General features: G+C 70.0%; 10 protein-coding genes. 2 read left to right on the top strand and 8 right to left on the bottom strand.

Annotated features, from left to right (window positions below; translation table 11 throughout):
• Positions 1–21: 21 nt before the first annotated feature.
• The 8 genes from araD to OG714_RS05245 all read right to left on the bottom strand — a co-directional run bounded on the left by araD (position 22) and on the right by OG714_RS05245 (position 11,275).
• Positions 22–747: an L-ribulose-5-phosphate 4-epimerase AraD gene (gene araD, locus OG714_RS05280; RefSeq protein ID WP_406118860.1), complete on the bottom strand. Its 726-nt coding sequence runs from the start codon at positions 745–747 to the stop codon at positions 22–24.
• Between the two features lie 37 nt (positions 748–784).
• Positions 785–2,302 (bottom strand): L-arabinose isomerase, encoded by a 1,518-nt coding sequence (gene araA / locus OG714_RS05275; protein ID WP_406118858.1) that lies wholly within the window; start codon positions 2,300–2,302, stop codon positions 785–787.
• Between the two features lie 91 nt (positions 2,303–2,393).
• Positions 2,394–4,076 carry a ribulokinase gene (araB, locus tag OG714_RS05270; protein ID WP_406118857.1) on the bottom strand — a complete coding sequence of 561 codons (1,683 nt, stop codon included), beginning with the start codon at positions 4,074–4,076 and terminating at the stop codon, positions 2,394–2,396.
• Positions 4,077–4,204: 128 nt separating this feature from the next.
• Positions 4,205–6,769 (bottom strand): CBM35 domain-containing protein, encoded by a 2,565-nt coding sequence (locus OG714_RS05265; protein ID WP_406118856.1) that lies wholly within the window; start codon positions 6,767–6,769, stop codon positions 4,205–4,207.
• A gap of 87 nt (positions 6,770–6,856) precedes the next feature.
• Positions 6,857–7,711, bottom strand: coding sequence for a carbohydrate ABC transporter permease (locus OG714_RS05260; protein WP_406118855.1), 855 nt, complete (start codon positions 7,709–7,711; stop codon positions 6,857–6,859).
• The gene (locus OG714_RS05255; protein ID WP_406118854.1) at positions 7,708–8,655 is read right to left on the bottom strand and encodes a carbohydrate ABC transporter permease; all 948 of its coding nucleotides are present in this window, start codon (positions 8,653–8,655) and stop codon (positions 7,708–7,710) included. The genes OG714_RS05260 and OG714_RS05255 overlap by 4 nt, the downstream gene beginning before the upstream one ends.
• 93 nt (positions 8,656–8,748) lie before the next feature.
• On the bottom strand, positions 8,749–10,062 hold the full coding sequence (locus tag OG714_RS05250; RefSeq protein ID WP_406118852.1) for an ABC transporter substrate-binding protein: 1,314 nt from the start codon (positions 10,060–10,062) through the stop codon (positions 8,749–8,751).
• 142 nt (positions 10,063–10,204) lie between these two features.
• Positions 10,205–11,275, bottom strand: coding sequence for a LacI family DNA-binding transcriptional regulator (locus tag OG714_RS05245; RefSeq protein WP_406118851.1), 1,071 nt, complete (start codon positions 11,273–11,275; stop codon positions 10,205–10,207).
• Positions 11,276–11,444: 169 nt separating this feature from the next.
• On the opposite strand from OG714_RS05245, the gene OG714_RS05240 reads away from it, so the two are divergent.
• Together OG714_RS05240 and OG714_RS05235 are read left to right on the top strand one after the other, a co-directional pair.
• Entirely contained in the window at positions 11,445–13,577 is a 2,133-nt protein-coding gene (locus OG714_RS05240; RefSeq protein ID WP_406118850.1) for an alpha-galactosidase, read from the top strand.
• Between the two features lie 240 nt (positions 13,578–13,817).
• Positions 13,818–16,214, top strand: a complete 2,397-nt coding sequence (locus OG714_RS05235) for an ATP-binding protein (protein WP_406118848.1) — start codon at positions 13,818–13,820, stop codon at positions 16,212–16,214.
• The last annotated feature ends 58 nt before the right edge of the window (positions 16,215–16,272 follow it).

Raw genomic sequence — 16,272 nt, 5'->3', positions numbered from 1 at the left:
CAAGGGTGGCTGTGGCATCGGTCAGAGGGCGGCCGTCGTGTCCGGGTTGCCGTAGTAGGCGTCGGGGCCGTGTTTGCGGGTGTAGTGCCGGGCGAGGAGGTGCGGTGGTGGTGGGGCTGTGGGGGCCAGGGCGAGGGTGTTGATGGCGATGTCGGCGACGGCTTCGCAGATGATGGCGTGTTCCAGGGATGTGCGGGGGGTGGTGGCCCAGGTGAAGGGGCCGTGGTTGGCGACGAGGGCGGCCGGCACCTCGGTGGCCTGATGGTCGTCGCCGTCGAGCATGTCGACGATGACTTGGCCGGTGTTGTATTCGTAGTTCTTCGTGCACTGGTCGGGGGTGAGGTCGGGGGTGCAGGGGATGGGTCCGTTGAAGGTGTCGGCGTGGGTGGTGCCCAGGACCGGTATGTCACGGCGGGCTTGTGCGAAGGCGACGGCGTGGGTGGAGTGGGTGTGGGTGATGCCGCCGATGGAGGGGAAGGCGAGGTAGAGGCAGCGGTGTGTCTCGGTGTCGGTGGAGGGGCGGAGGTTGCCGTCGATGATCTTGCCGTCGGACAGGCGGACGGTGACCAGATCGTCGGGGGCGAGGTCTGTGTAGGGCACCCCTGAGGGTTTGATCAGGAACACGCCTGCCTCGCGGTCGACGCCGCTCACGTTGCCCCAGGTGAGGGTCGCGAGACCGGCTTGGGGGATGGTCAGGTTGGCGTCGAGTACCTCGTGCCGCAGGCCGGCACGGACGTGTGCGGTCATCGGTGCTCTCCTTGCAGATCGGTCAGGATCATGGGTGTCAGAGGGCCTGGGCGAGGCGGTGGTAGGCGGCGTTCCAGCGGATTTCCTTGGCGAGGTGTCCGGTGCTGGTGGTCTCGTCGATGGTCAGCAGTTCCACGCCGGTCATGTTGGCGTAGTCGGTGAGGGTCTCGGTGTCGACGGCGGAGCTGAGGACGGTGTGGTGCGGGGCGCCCGCGAGCAGCCAGCTCTCGGCGGACTCGGCGAGGGAGGGGCGTGGCTTCCACACGGCGCGGGCCACCGGGAGGCGGCGCAGGGGTTCGCTGGGGGTGACGACGTCGACGGTGTTGGCGGTGAGGCGGAAGCGGTCGCCGAGGTCGGCCAGGCCGACGACGACGGCGGGGCCGGGGGCCGCGTTGAAGACGAGGCGGACGGGGTCCTCGCGGTCGCCGATGTTCAGGGGGTGGATTTCGCAGCTGGGGCGGTCGGTGGTGATGGAGGGGCAGACTTCCAGCATGTGGGCGCCGAGGATGCGTGGGGTGCCGGGGCCGAGGTGGTAGGTGTAGTCCTCCATGAAGGAGGTGCCGCCGGGCCGGCCGGCGCCCATGACCTTCATGGTGCGCAGCAGCGCGGAGGTTTTCCAGTCGCCCTCGCCGCCGAAGCCGTAGCCGTCGGCCATCAGGCGCTGGACGGCGAGGCCGGGCAGCTGGCGCAGTCCGCCCAGGTCTTCGAAGTTGGTGGTGAACGCGGTGAAGCCGCCTTCGGTGAGGAAGGTGCGCAGGCCGATCTCCTGGCGGGCCGCGTAGAGGAGGGAGTCGTGGCGGATGCCGCCGGGGCGCAGTGCGGGGACGACGTCGTACAACTCGACGTATTCGGCGGCGAGTTCGGCGGTCTCCTTGTCCCCGGCCTGGTCGACGACGGCGACCAGGTCGTTGACGGCGTAGGTGTTCACCGAGTAGCCGAACCGTAGTTGGGCTTCTACTTTGTCGCCTTCGGTGACGGCGACGTCGCGCATGTTGTCGCCGAAGCGGGCCAGTTTCAGGGTGCGTGAGGCGTGGCGGCCGACGGCAGCCCGCGCCCAGGCCGCCACCCGGCGGACGACCCGTGGGTCGGTGGCGTGACCGGCGACGATCTTGCGGTCGATGTTGAGGCGGGACTCGATGTGGGCGAACTCCCGGTCGCCGTGGGCGGCCTGGTTGAGGTTCATGAAGTCCATGTCGATGCTGGGCCAGGGCAGCGACAGGTTGTACTGGGTGTGCAGGTGCAGCAGCGGCCGGTCCAGGGCGGTGAGTCCGGCGATCCACATCTTGGCCGGGGAGAAGGTGTGCATCCACACGATCACGCCCACGCAGGTGTCGGAGGCGCTCGCCTCCTGGCACAGCCGGCGGATCGCGTCGGCGTCGGTGAGGACCGGCTTCCACACGATGCGGACCGGGATCTTCCCCGGGCCGCCGAGGATCTCGGCGATGCTTTGGGACTGTTCGGCGACCTGGTGCAGGATGTCGCCGCCGTACAGGCCCTGGCTGCCGGTGAGAAACCAGATCTCCTGACCCGGGTAGGGCGCGTGGTCGGTGTCCATGAGGGTTCCTTTCAAAGAGAGTTGACCGCCGGGCGTTGACCACCGGGCAGGGGGGTGCCGGGAGTTGACCGCCGGGCGGGGGGTGTGCCGCTCAGGCGGAGGCCTCGGCGCGGAGGTGGCGCAGCCGGTGCATGACCTCGTTGGCGCCGCGGCCGAAGTAGTCGTGCAGCAGCCGGTATTCGGCGTACAGGCGGTCGTAGGCCGCCGCGCGTTCCGGGTCGGGCCGGTAGGCGGCGGGGCGGGCCTTGGCCATGGCGTGGGCGGCGGCCCGGATGTCGGGGTACACGCCGGCCGCGACCGCCGCGTGCATCGCCGCGCCCAGCGCGGGGCCCTGCGCCGAGTCGATGACACCGAGGGGGAGGCGGGTGACGTCGGCGTAGATCTGCATCAGCAGCGGGTTCTTCATCAGGCCGCCCGCGACGATCAGTTCGCGCACCGGCACGCCGGACGTCTCGAACGCCTCGATGATGGTGCGGGTGCCGAAGGCGGTGGCCTCCAGCAGCGCCCGGTAGACGTCCTCGGGGCGGGTGGCCAGGGTCAGCCCGACCAGGACACCGCTCAGGTCGTGGTCGACGAGCACGCTGCGGTTGCCGCTCTGCCAGTCCAGCGCGATCAACCCGTGCCCGCCCACCCGCTGTTCGGATGCCAGGGCGGTGAGGTGTTCGTGCGGGTCACGGCCGAGCGCGGCGGCCTGTTCGGCGTACGACGCGGGGAAGGCGGTGCGCACGAACCAGCCGAAGATGTCACCGACACCGCTCTGCCCGGCCTCGTATCCCCACAGCCCCGGCAGGATGCCGCCCTCGACCACCCCGCACATGCCCGGCACCTCGGCCCACCGGTCGCTGCTCATCACATGGCAGGTGGAGGTACCCATGATCGCGACCATCCGGCCCGGCTCCACCGCCGTGGCCGCAGGCGCCGTCACATGGGCGTCGACGTTCCCCACGCACACCGCGATCCCCTCCGGCAGCCCCGTCCACGCCGCGGCCTCCGCCGTCAGCCCGCCGGCCCGGTCGCCGAGCTGGCCGACCGGCTGGTCCAGCTTGCCGCTCACGAAACCGGCGAAGGCGGGGTTGAGCGCGGCCAGGTAGTCGCCGGAGGGGTAACTCCCGTCCTGGAGCTGCCCCTTGTAGCCGGCGGTGCAGGCATTGCGGACGTAACTGCCGGACAGGCGCCACACGATCCAGTCGGCCGCCTCGATCCAGCGCTCGGTCAACGCGTAGAGATCCGGGTCCTCCTCGAGCAGCTGGAGGGCCTTGGCGAACTCCCACTCCGAGGAGATCCTCCCGCCGTACCGCCTCAGCCAGGGCTCCTTGCGCGCCTCGGCGAGGGCGGTGATGCGGTCGGCCTGACCCTGAGCGGCATGATGGCGCCACAACTTGACATAGGCGTGCGGACGGCCCGCGAACTCCGGCAGCTCACACAGCGGCGTGCCGTCCGCGAGCACCGGCAGCACCGTACACGCGGTGAAGTCCGTGCCGATACCGACGACCTGCTCCGGCCGGACACCGGAGCGGGCCAGCGCCTCGGGCACGGCGACGCGCAGCACGTCGACGTAGTCCGACGGCACCTGGAGCGCCCAGTCCGGCGGCAACGGGGTGCCGTCGGGCAGTTGCCGGTCCAGGACCGCGTGCCGGTAGGCGTGCTCGGCCGTCCCCAGTTCCGCGCCGTCGGCGACACGGACCACCACGGCCCGTCCGGACAGCGTCCCGTAGTCGACTCCGATGACGTAGGTGTCGGGATGGGTGTGTTCGCTGCTCTCGGCGTTCGCCACCGGGTCGCCCTTCTGTTCGATATCTCAGTCGTTGTTCGATGTGTCGGATGGGGTGGAGAGTAAATCTCTGGGATGGAACCCCCGGCCGGGGCCCGGCACAAGTGCCCGGGCCCCGGCCGGAGTTGGTGTCAGCCGGAGACCGGCGCGACCGTGATGCGGTCGATGTTGGGTGCGTAGGCGCTCGCGTTGGCGAAGCTGATCGTGTTGGTGCCGGCCGTGAGGGTCACCGGGACGGGCAGGTCCCAGTAGCTGGACCAGCTGTAGTTGTTGCGGAACATGACGGTCTGCGCGGTGCCGCCGTTGACGGAGATCTGGGCCGCCCGGGAGACGACGTTGGTGTTGTAGTTCCCGGAGCCGGAGACCTGGTCGTTGGCGTAACGGACGTTCATGACGTACCGCCCGGCACTGGCCGCGCTCACCTGGAAGGTGAGCGTGTTGGCCGAGCCGTTGCCGACATAGCCGACGTACTTGCCGCCCGAGGCCCAGCTGTCCGAGGTGGCGACGGCGGTTCCCGCGAGGGTCGCGCTCTCCGCCTCGTACGCGGAGACGCCCGTGGTGTCACCGCTCGCGGCCACCCGCAGATCGCGCACGGTCAGCGTGGTGGAGCCCGAAGTGGCCGCCGTGATGCGGTTGTTGCCCGCCGACAGGTACAGCCGCGAACTCTTGTCGGTCAGCGTCCCGCTCGTGGAGGCCAGCGTGACGGCGGTCGCGCCGTCCAGGGTGAGCGTGCCGGACCCGTTGGACGAGTAGTCGGTGTGCACGGTGTAGTAGCCGTCGGTCGGCGCGTAGACGTCGAAGGCGGCCGAGGTGCCCGAGGTCAGGGCCAGCGCGCCGGCACCCGTCGTACCGGACGCGGTGTAGTTGTACGTCGGCGAACCGGTGATGTCCGCGTACGTGGCGGGGTAGGAGGTGTCCGCCGTGGAGGCCGCGGTGAGGTCGATCTTGTCGAGCGTGACCTCGTTGGTGCCCTTGGCCAGGGTGATCGTGTGCGTGCCCGCCGTCAGGGACACGGAGGCGCTCGCCGTGGAGCGGTAGGTCCAGTTCAGGGTCGGTGTGTAGGTGACCGTCTGGGAGGAGCTGCCGTCGACGGTCAGCGTCTGGGTCGCCGGGCCGCCGGACTGGTTGCCGTAGAAGACGTTCAGGTTGTACGTGCCCGTGGTGGGGGCGGTGACGGTGAAGGCGACCTTGCTGTCCGACTGGTTGAGGCTGCCGACGTCCTTGGTGCCCGAAGTGGCGTATCCGTAGGCGTTGGTGACGCTGCCCTGGGTGTAGACGGTGCCGTCGGTGATGGTCGCGTTCTCGGCCTCGTACGACGCCGTCGCCGGGGTGCTCGCGGCGGTGGGCGTGCCGGTGCCGGCCGGGTTGACGACGATGCGGTAGGCCGACATCGGGTCGAGGCTGGTCAGCGGGACGGTGATGCTGCCGTCGGAAGCGACCGTGTAGGTGCTGCGGGCGAGCACCGATGGCGCGGGGCCCGCACCCTCGTAGCCGCTCCAAGCGGTGCGCTCCACCGAGACGTTGACCGTGCTGCCGAACGACGACGGTATGTTCTTGACGACCGTGTTCGCCGAGCCGGAGGTGCCGCCGCCGAGGAGGACCTGGGCCTGCTTGCGGCCGGTGTCGAGGGACGCGATGCCTTGCAGGGTGTCGACGACGTTGGACTGCGGCGGGGTCACCTTGGCGGTCTTGCCGGTCAGGCCCGCGTACCAACGCAGCAGCCACCAGTCGCCGTTGGGGATGTTGGTCTGGCTGACGTTGCCGTCCAGGTTCCCCGCGATGTCCCAGTACGCCTGGTCGGCGTAGACCTTGTTCCGCTCGAACATGGACATCCACTGGACCATCTGGCCCGGCACCGAGAGGTCGCGGCGGTCGCCGTACTCGTTGATGTTGACCGGGCGGGGGCTGATGCCCGCGTTGGTCTCGATGGTGCGGTAGGCGGCCAGGTTTCCCTCGAAGTTGGAGAGGGAGCTGGGGTCCAGCTCGTGCCAAGTGGTCATGTCCGGAAGGACGTTGTTGGCCTTGGCCCACGGATAGAAGTCGCCCATCAGGCGGGCGTCGTAGTGCGTCTCGTTGGGGCCGGCGATGCGCGCGTTCGGGATGATCGAGCGGATCTTGTCGTAGACCGTCGTCCAGTCGCTCTCGAAGCTCGCGAGCGCGCTCTGGTACGTGGCGGTGGTCGAACTGCCAAGCCCGGTGTACCAGTTGCCGTCGGGCTCGTTGAACGGCACCCACACGAACGTGCTCGCGTCGGAGCGGGCCGCGACCTTGGTGACCATCGTGGTGACCTTGGTGAGGTAGTCGCTCAGCCCGAGGTTCTCGTACGGCCAGTCGGCGTAGACGTCCTGCATGTAGATGAGGTTGTCGCCGCCGCCACCGCGGGCGAACTCCGGCTGGACGACCAGCGCGTCACCGTTCGGGTGCTGGGCGCCGTCGGGTGCCTTCTGGGCGATGGACGTCATGTGCAGGGGCGTGACGATGTTGTCGCCGGGCACGCCGTCGTCGCTGAGGCCGTACAGGGCGCCGTTGGCTCCGTGCATGACCGCGCCGGTGGTGGTGCCGAGGTCGACGCTCAGCGTCGGGGTGGCCGCCTGTGCGACGGGGACGGTCAGCGCCGTGCCCAGGAGGGCGGCGGTCACGACGGTCACGCCCATGAGGGCGCGAACAGAACGGGATGTACGGGGTGTTCGAGGCATGGCTGTCCTCCTCCTCCCGCGGCGTTGCGGGAGGCTGTCGGGTACTTCGGGGGTGACCGGGGCGGCTCAACTGGCCGTCCCCCGGGGCTACTTGACGGCGCCGCTCGTGATGCCGGAGACGATGCGGCGCTGCGCTATGACGAAGACGAGGACCATGGGGAGGCTCATCATCACGACGTAGGCGAAGATCAGGTGCCAGTTGTTGAGGTACAGCTGGGCGTTGGCGACCTGGTACAGGTTGAGCGGCAGGGTGGCCTTGTCGCCGCCGCCGAGGACGAAGAAGGCGTAGAAGATGTCGCTCCAGGCATAGAGCATCACCATGATCGTGGCGGTGGCGATGACCGGGCGCAGGAGCGGCAGGATGATCCGGAAGAAGACCCGGATCGGGCCCGCGCCGTCCATGCGGGCGGCCTCCTCCAGCTCCTCGGGAAGGGCGCGGATGAACCCGGTCATGAAGAAGATCGACGTGGAGAGGTACATCCCGGCGTAGACGCCGATCATGCCGGGCCGGGTGCCGGCCAGGCCGAGTTGGCGCAGCTCCATGACGATGGTGATCACCGCGGGCGGGAGCAGCAGTCCGCTGATGCTCAGCGCGTACAGGGTGTTGACCAGGCGGCCCTTGCGGCGGGCGAACACCCAGGCCGCGCCCGCCCCGAGGAGCAGGACGAGGACGACGGACGGGGCGACGACCAGGAGGCTGTTGACGAAGCCCTGGACGATCTTGCCCTCGTCGAAGCTCTGCTTGTAGTTCGCGGCGGCCTGGACGTGGTGGGGCAGGGAGAGGTTGGGCTTGATCGCCTCGGCCTGCGGTTTGAAGGAGGTGACCGCGACCAGCCACAGCGGGATGCCGATGGTGACTCCGGCGACGATCAGGACGACGAGCGGCTGGACCCAGCGCAGCGGGCGCCGGTGCGTGGGGGCGAACGCGGTAACGGTGGTCACTGGTTGTTCTCCCTGCGGCGCAGGCCGACGATGACGGGCACGGCGAGGACGACGACGATGAGGAAGAGCACCAGGCTCATCGCGGACGCCTGCGCGTACAGGCCCTGGCCGAAGATGCGGAACATGTAGATGTTGAAGACCTCGGTCTCGCCGCCGGGACCGCCTCCGGTGGTCGCCTGCACGATGTCGAAGGTGTTCATCGAGCCGATCAGCGCGGTCGTCACATTGAACGTGACGGCGGGCGCGAGCAGCGGGAACCTGACCGACCAGAAGGTGCGCCACCAGCCGGCCCCGTCGATCCGGGCCGCCTCCAGCACATCACCGGGCATGCTCTTCAGGCCCGCCAGATAGATCAGCATGGCCAGGCCCATCCACTTCCAGCCGTGGATGAGGGTCACCACGACCAGCGTCCAGGTGGTCGAGCCGAGCCAGGGGGTGTCGACGTGGTGTCCGGCGAGCGAGGACAGCACGCTGTTGAGCGCGCCGTCCTGGGCGAGCAGGGCGCGGAAGATGTAGCCGACGGCGAGCGCGGAGATCAGTACCGGGAGGAAGAAGACCGCGCGGAAGAAGCGGTTGAAGCGGGTGTCGCGCTCCAGCAGCAGGGCCAGGGCGAGACCGAAGCCGTTCTGGAAGACGGCCACGAGGACCGCGTACTCCAGGGTGATCCGGATGTCACGGGCCATCGACCCGTCGTGCAGGATGGTGCTGAAGTTCGACAGTCCCACGAAGCCGATCTGCGAGTGGAACGCCGACCAGTCGGTGAACGGGTAGACGAAGTTCAGCAGGTTCGGCAGCAGGAAGAACACGCCGAACACGGCGAGCGCGGGCAGGGCGAACCACCACGGCTGGTTGGCCTTGCTGCGGAGCCGGTTGCGCCGGGACGTCCGGTCCTTGTCGTCGTCCTCGGCTCGGTCCTTCGCGCGCGGGGCGTCGATGGCATTCATCGTGGCGGTGTCCACCACTTTCTTACCTCCGGTACGGCCCCGGGCACGCCGCCGACGGGCGGCCCGGGGGAGGGGCTGGCTCGGTGGCGCCGGTCAGAAGCCGGAGACGCCGCGCGCCTTGAGGACCTGCTTGAACTGGTCCTCGGCAGCCTGGGCGACCTGGAGCGGGGTCTTCTTGCCGTAGATCATGTCGGCGAGCGCGAGGTGCAGGTCCGGGGCGGTGAGCGCCTTGACCTGGAAGACGCCCTGGGCGCTGGACAGGGCCTTGGCCTGGGCGATCGCGGTCTGCGGCAGGCCGTCGGGGTTGGCCACCGAAGGCTCGACCGACACGAGCTTGTTGGCCTTGATGTAGGCCGGGTAGTCCGGGCCGAGCCAGAAGGACATGAACTGCCGGGCCGCGTTCTGCCGCTTGGTGTCACCGGTGTTGAAGGCGACGACGCCGTTCGTCTGGTCCGGCGAGTACTCGGCCTTCGCGGAGCTGTTGGCGATGGGGAACCAGCCGAGCTTCTTGTCCATCTCCGCCGTGCTGGAGGTGGCCTGGATCTCGGACTGGAGCGCGGTGACGTTGACCGCCATCGCGGCGGTGCCGTCCATGATCGCCTTGCCCTGGTCGACGAACGTGGCCGTCTTGTAGTTCTTCTGCGCCAGGCCGCCGTCGAGGACCTTCGTCTTGTACTTGGTGATCGCGTCGACGATGGTCTTGTTGGTCCAACTGTCCTTGTTCTTGTTGAGGTTGTCCCAGAAGGACTGCGGCAGATCCGTCATCTGGGCCTGCACCTGCCACTGGAGCGGCCACTTGTCGCCGCCGACCTCGAAGAACGGGGCCACGCCCGAGACCTTCGACTTGATCTTCGCGGCGTCGGCGAGCAGCTCGTCGTAGCTGGTCGGCATGGTGGTGATGCCGGCCTTCGCGAAGACGTCCTTGTTGTAGTAGACGCCGAGCACGGCGGGGCTGGTGACGATGGCCGCGTAGCGGTGCCCGTCGACCTGGCCGAGGGTCTTCTCCGTGGTGCCGAGCTTGGCGACCCAGTCCTCGTTGTCCAGGGTCAGCAGGTTCTTGGCCGGCTGGACGAACGGCAGGGTGCTGCCCGTGGGCTGCCAGAACATCAGGTCCGGCTTGACGCCCGAGGCGAGCTTGGTCGGGACGTTCGACTCGTACGGGTCCGGTATGACCTCGGTGCTGATCTTGGCCCCGGTGGCCTTCTCGAACGCCTCGATGGCCTGCTTGGGCTCCGAGACGCTGTTCTGGGCGACCCACATCGTGAGCTTGACGCCCTTGAGGGAGGCGGTCGGGTCGACCGAACTCTCGGGTGCGGCGGTCGTGGCGCCGCCGGTGCTGTCACTGCACGCGGTGGCGGTGAGCCCGAGGACACAGGCGGTGGCAAGGACGGAGACGGCTCTTCTCATGGCGGATCCTTGTTCGTACGCGGAAGGGAGGAGGGCAGGGCGGTGCTGCGGAGCTGTACGACGGCTGAGGGGAGGGCGGCTGACGGACACGGCGAGCGCGGCGGACGTGACGGATGGGGCGAGGGCGGACGTCCGGTCCGGCTCACGTGGCCCGTGGGCCCGAGCTCTCCCGGAGGATGAGGGTGGGTTCGGCAGGTAGCGGCGCGGATTCCTGCTGACCGGTGTCGAGTTGGGCGCGCAGCAGCCCGAACGCGGCGCGGCCAAGACCGTGGAAGTCCATCCGGACGGTGGTGAGGGACGGGGTGACGAACGCGGAGTGCGGGGCGTCGTCGAAACCGATGACGCTGATGTCCTCCGGCACCCGCCGGCCCGCGTGGTGCAGGGCCCGCAGCACACCCAGCGCCAGGTCGTCGTTGCCGCACAGGATCGCGGTGACGTCCTTGTTCCGGGCGAGCTTCTTTCCGGCCTCGTAGCCGGCCTGGGCGTCCCAGCCCTTGCCGGACGGCGGAGGCGGGGTGATGCCGGCCGCTTCGAGTGCCTGGCGCCAGCCCTCGGCTCGGGGGCCCGCCAGGCGCCGGGTTCCGGTCGAGGCGGGGATGGCGACGTAGTGGACGTTCGCGTGCCCGAGCGACAGCAGGTGCTCGGTGGCGGCACGGGCCGCCTCACGGTCGTCGGCCCACACCGCCGGACGGCCGGGTGTCCGGCCCGGCGGAGGCGCTTCCACCAGTGCCGCGCACGGTACATGGGCGGGTACGCGGTCCAGGGCGGCGGCACCGATGCGGTCGTAGCCGATGACCACCACGCCGCCACCGGTGTCGGCGGCCGCGGCGATCGTACGGTCCAGGTCGTCCTCCGGGGTCACCACCCGCACACCGAGTGCGTATCCGGCGGCGCGGGACGCCTCCTCCAGGCCCTGCAGGGTGGCCGCATAGCCGTAGAGGACGGTGTTCGACGTGATGACCGTGACCGATCGGGTGACGCCGCTGGCCAGGGCGAACGCGGTGGCGTTGCGCCGGAAGCCGAGGGTCTGGATGGCGGCGTCGACGCGCTTTCGGGTCTCCTCCTTGACGTTCGGGTGGCCGTTGATGACCCGCGAAACGGTCTGGTAGGAGACGCCTGCGGCAGCCGCGACGTCGCGGATACTGGCGGCTTTCTGCGGCCCCTGAGGGGGGTCGCCGTGGCCGCCGAAGCTTGTGTGACCGGTCACATCCATGCGAGGATTGTGAGCGGTCACAACGTGGGCGTCAAGAGACCGTAACTGGGGATTTACCTTTCGAACACACCGGCGGGAGCGGCGAGTTCCCGCCCACCGGGCGAGAAGCCCCAGCTCAGCGCCCGTACGAGAGCCGCAGGACCGAACCGTCCCAGAAGGGGAAATTGCGTTGACCAGTGTCGTAGGAACAGTCGAGAGGTCCCGTATCTGGTCGCAACCGGCGCTCGGGCTGCACGCCCTCGTCGATGCCGCCGGGGCGGTCCGGCTGGGAGCGCCCGATCAGGACTGGGCCCGCCTGGTGCCTCTCGTCGAGGTCACCGCCACGGGGCACGGGCGCATGTGGTCGGGGGAACGTTTCATCGAGACGGCCATCGGCGACCGTCTGACCTACCGCGACCACGAGACCGTGCGGGACGGAAGCGGGGACCGCACGACGATCCGGCTCACGGACCCCGTGACCGGGCTGCTCGCCGAGGTCACCCTGGCGACGGGCGTGGACGCGGGCTTCCTGCGCTCGCGGGTACGGCTGGTCAACGAGGGTGCCGAGCCGCTCCGGCTGGAGAGCGTGACGACCCTGACCCTTGGCGGGATCACCTCCTCCGTCGCCGCGTCCCCTGTCGCCGAATCCTCCGTTGTCGAAGACGGTCTCGACGGACTGACCCTGCACTGGGCGGACAACGACTGGCTCGCCGAATGCCGTTGGCGCCGGGCCGAACTCCGCGACGAGGTCGTGCCGTTGAGCCGGTTCGCCCACGGACGCGAGGGGCGCGGCTGCTTCGAGCGCTACTCACAAGGGAGTTGGTCCACCGGCCGGCACCTCCCGGTCGCCGCCCTCACCGACCGGGAGGGCAACGCCTGGTTGTGGCAGATCGAGTCCAGCGCGGGCTGGCGCTACGAGACCGGCGAACGCGAGGGCGCGGCCTACGTCGCCCTGTTCGGCCCCTCCGACGCCCACCACCAGTGGCACCAACTCCTGGCACCCGGCGAGGAGTTCCACACCGTCCCCGCCGTCCTCGTCCGCGCGGGGACCGGCGGTCTGGACGCGGCCTTCGGCATCCTCACGGACTACCGCCGGGGCATCCGCCGCGACCACCCCGACCACCGCACCCTCCCGGTGATCTACAACGACTACATGAACACCCTGAACGGCGACCCCACCACCGAACGGCTCCTGCCGCTCATCGAGGCGGCGGCGGACGCGGGCGCCGAGGTCTTCGTCATCGACGCGGGCTGGTACGACGACGACGCCCAGGGCTGGTGGGACTCCGTCGGCGCGTGGGAGCCCGCGCCCAACCGTTTCCCGGGCGGCATACAGGAAGTCCTCGACGCCATCACGAAGCGCGGCATGACCCCGGGCCTCTGGCTCGAACCCGAAGTCGTGGGCGTACGCAGCCCGTTGGCCGTGACGCTGCCGCCCGAGGCGTTCTTCCGGCGTGGCGGACTGCGCGTCACGGAACACGGCCGGCACCACCTCGACCTGCGCCACCCGGCCGCCCGCTCCCACCTCGACGAGGTCGTGGACCGGCTGGTGGGGGAGTGGGGCGTCGGCTATCTGAAGCTCGACTACAACATCAACATCGGCCCCGGCACGGAGAACGGCACCGAGAGCGCGGGCGCCGGACTGCTCGGGCACCACCGCGCCCACCTCGACTGGCTGGCCGGACTCCTCGACCGCCATCCCCAACTCGTCCTGGAGAACTGCGGATCGGGCGGTCTGCGCATGGACTACGCCCAACTGGCCGTCTCCCAGATCCAGTCCACCAGTGACCAGCAGGACCCGCTGCGCTACCCGCCCATCGCCGCGGCGGCCGCCACCGCGACGACACCCGAACAGGCCGCGGTGTGGGCGTACCCCCAGCCGGACCAGACCCCCGACGAGATCGCCTTCACCCTCACCGGTCCGCTCCTCGGCCGTATCCACCTCTCCGGCTTCATCAACCTCATGGACGACGAGCAGTTCGGCCTCGTCCGCTCGGCGGTCTCCGTCTACAAGGAGGTCCGGGGGGAGATCGCCACGGCACATCCGTTCTGGCCGCTGGGTCTTCCCGGGTGGGAGGACGGGTGGATCGCGCACGGGCTGCGGGGGGCGGACGCGACGTACGTGATGGTGTGGAGACGCAAGTCGGACGACACCGGCCGCACGCTCACGGTCCCGCATCTGCGCGGTGCCTCCGTGCGCGCGACCGTGCTGTATCCGGGGACCTCGGACGCGGGTGTGGAATGGGACGCGCGCGAGGGGCAGTTGACGGTGTCGCTGCCTCGTACCGACACCGCCGTTCTCGTTCGGCTGAGCGCCGGCTGAGTCGTACGGCCGCTGGAGTCCTCCCGTCCGGTGGAGCCCTCCGCCCGGTGGACCGGAGGGCTCCAGCGCCGCCGTTGCACGGCTGATCCACTGGTGATCGTCATGTGACGGATTCCGTGCACGTTCCGTCAGGAAAGTGCCTTCAAGTGGCAATGTCGGGCTGCGGATGCTTCGTCCGCGTCTCGCCCATACAGTTCTTGAAGTCCACTTTCGGAGGCGGGACCGATTGTGCAGGTATCCGTGACACGGCAGAACATCGGCCAACCCGTCAGGACGTCGAGTTTCGTCGGCCGGCGTCAGGAGACCGCCGAGGTCAAACGTCTCGTGGCCGCCCACCGGTTGGTGAGTCTGACCGGGACGGGCGGTGTCGGCAAGACGAGGCTGGTGCTGCACGCCGTGCCCCGGCTGGCGCGGTCGTTCGCCGACGGGGTGCACATCGTCCAGCTGGCCGGTGTGCGGGACGCCTCGCTCGTGCCGCTCGCCCTGATCGAGGCGCTCAACATCCGTGACGTGTCGGGTCGTTCACCGGTACGGGTCCTCGTCGACCATCTCCAGGACCGGGAGTCGCTGCTCGTCCTGGACAACTGCGAACACCTGGCGGACGCGTGCGCCCGGCTCGTCGAGACGCTGCTCGCGGAGACCGCGGCGGTGCGCGTCCTGGCCACCAGCAGACATCCGCTGGACGTGCCCGCCCAACACGTCCTGGAAGTGCAGCCGTTGGCGACTCCCACGCCGGGCGAGCCGCTGCCTCCCAAACCCGCGCTGGAGTACCCGGCACTGGCACTCTTCGCCGACCGGGCCGCCGCCGTACTGCCCGGGTTCTCCCTCACCGCGGCCAACCAGGACGCGGTGGCCGCCCTGTGCCGTCGGCTGGACGGGCTGCCGCTCGCGATCGAACTGGCGGCGGTACGGATGCGCGCCCTCGGCGTGCAGCAGCTGCTCGAACGCCTCGACCGCCGTTACCGGTTGCTGGCCGACACCGTGGACGGCACGGACGGCACGGACGGCACGGACGGCACGGACGGCACGGACGGCACGGACGGCACGGACGGCACGGACGGCGCGGGCCGTGAGGACACCCTGCCCCGGCACCGCACCCTGCGCGCGGCAGTCGACTGGAGCCATGACCTGTGCACCCGCGAGGAGCGGACGGTGTGGGCGCGCGCCTCCGTCTTCGCCGGGAGCTTCGACCTGGGCGCGGCCGAGGAGGTCTGCGCCGGGCCCGGCCTCGACCGTGACGAACTGGTGGACGCCGTGGCCGGCTTGGTGGACAAGTCGCTGCTGCTCCGGGACGGCGACGCCGTACACGCCCGGTACCGGATGCTGGAGTCGATCCGGCAGTACGGCCTCGACCGGCTCCGCGAGGACGGTGCCCACGCGGAGGAGGCGGCCCGGCGTCGGGTGCGGGACTGGTGCCTGGACTTCGTCGAGGAGTGCGAGCGGCGCTGGTTCGGCCCCGACCAGCCGGAGTTGGTCCGGCGGCTGCACGCGGAGTCGGACCTGATCCGCTCGGCGTTCGAGTTCTGTCTGAACACACCGGGCGAGCTGCGGGCCGGACTGAAGCTCGCCGGGCACCTGTGGTTCTTCTGGTTCGCGACCGGCGCCCTGGTGGAGGGCCGGTACTGGCTGGAGCGACTGCTCGCCGCCGCCCCCGAGCCGACCGTCGCACGGGCCCGCGCCCTGTGGGCCCTCGCCCTGATGCTGCTCAGCCAGGGCAACGCGGTCCGGGCCGCGCCCCTCGTCGAGGAGGCACGCGAACTCGCCCTGCGGCTGGGCGACGAGGCCGAGGTGGCGCACACCTTCTTCGGCCGGGGCGGCGCCTGCCTGATCAGCGGGGACTACGAGCGGGCGAAGGCCGTGTACGAGGAGGCGCTCTCCCGGCCGCCGCGCGCGGGCGAGTCGATGAGCCTGGTCGGCTTCAAGTACGTGGAACTGGCCCATGTCCTCGCGATCCAGGGCGAGTACGACCGTGCCATGGCCCTGTGCGAGGAGTTCCGGCAGATCTGCCTGGCCCACGGCGAGCAGTGGATCCACTCCTACCTCCTGCGCATCCTCGCCTTCGCCGAATGGGCCAAGGGCGACCAGATGTCGGCCCGGGTCCACGCCCGGGAGTGCCTACGGCTCAAGCGGGCGGTCGGCGACGTGTTCGGCACCGGCATGACGCTGGAACTGCTCGCCGCGGTCCACGCCCGCGACGGCGAGGGCCGTCCCGCCGCCGTCCTGCTGGGCGCCGCCAAACGGATCTGGCAGGACGCCCACGTCGCGCTGGACCGCACCCCGTCCCACGGCCCGGTGCGCACCGAGGCCGAGGACGTCGCCCGCGCGCTGCTGGGCGACGGATTCAAGAGCGCCTACCGCGAGGGCCTCGAACTCGCCTCGGACCACGCGGTGGCCTACGCGCTGGGCGAGCGCGAGTCCGCGGCCCGGCCGGTGTTCGACAGCCCGCTCACCCGCCGTGAGACGGAGGTCGCCGAACTGATCGCCGAGGGGCTGACCAACCAGCAGATCGCCGACCGGCTGGTCGTCGCGCTGCGCACGGCGGAGGGCCATGTGGAGCGCATCCTCAGCAAGTTGGGCTTCACCTCGCGCAGCCAGGCCGCCGTCTGGGCCGAGGCACGCCGGGCCACCCGCACCTGATGCCGTACGACCGCGACGACGTACTGCCAGACCACGTACGGCCGTGAACCGAACGAGA

Source organism: Streptomyces sp. NBC_00989, assembly GCF_045162655.1.
Lineage (GTDB): Bacteria > Actinomycetota > Actinomycetes > Streptomycetales > Streptomycetaceae > Streptomyces.
Note: the sequence above shows the minus strand (reverse complement) of the source record. Positions and strands in the feature narration are given on the sequence as shown.

What these genes read in the sequence shown, in the direction of transcription:
- araD (WP_406118860.1), bottom strand. Translation starts at nt 747, where the DNA reads ATGACCGCACACGTCCGTGCCGGCCTGCGGCACGAGGTACTCGACGCC.
- araA (WP_406118858.1), bottom strand. Translation starts at nt 2,302, where the DNA reads ATGGACACCGACCACGCGCCCTACCCGGGTCAGGAGATCTGGTTTCTC.
- OG714_RS05265 (WP_406118856.1), bottom strand. Translation starts at nt 6,769, where the DNA reads ATGCCTCGAACACCCCGTACATCCCGTTCTGTTCGCGCCCTCATGGGC.
- OG714_RS05255 (WP_406118854.1), bottom strand. Translation starts at nt 8,655, where the DNA reads ATGAATGCCATCGACGCCCCGCGCGCGAAGGACCGAGCCGAGGACGAC.
- OG714_RS05250 (WP_406118852.1), bottom strand. Translation starts at nt 10,062, where the DNA reads ATGAGAAGAGCCGTCTCCGTCCTTGCCACCGCCTGTGTCCTCGGGCTC.
- OG714_RS05245 (WP_406118851.1), bottom strand. Translation starts at nt 11,275, where the DNA reads ATGGATGTGACCGGTCACACAAGCTTCGGCGGCCACGGCGACCCCCCT.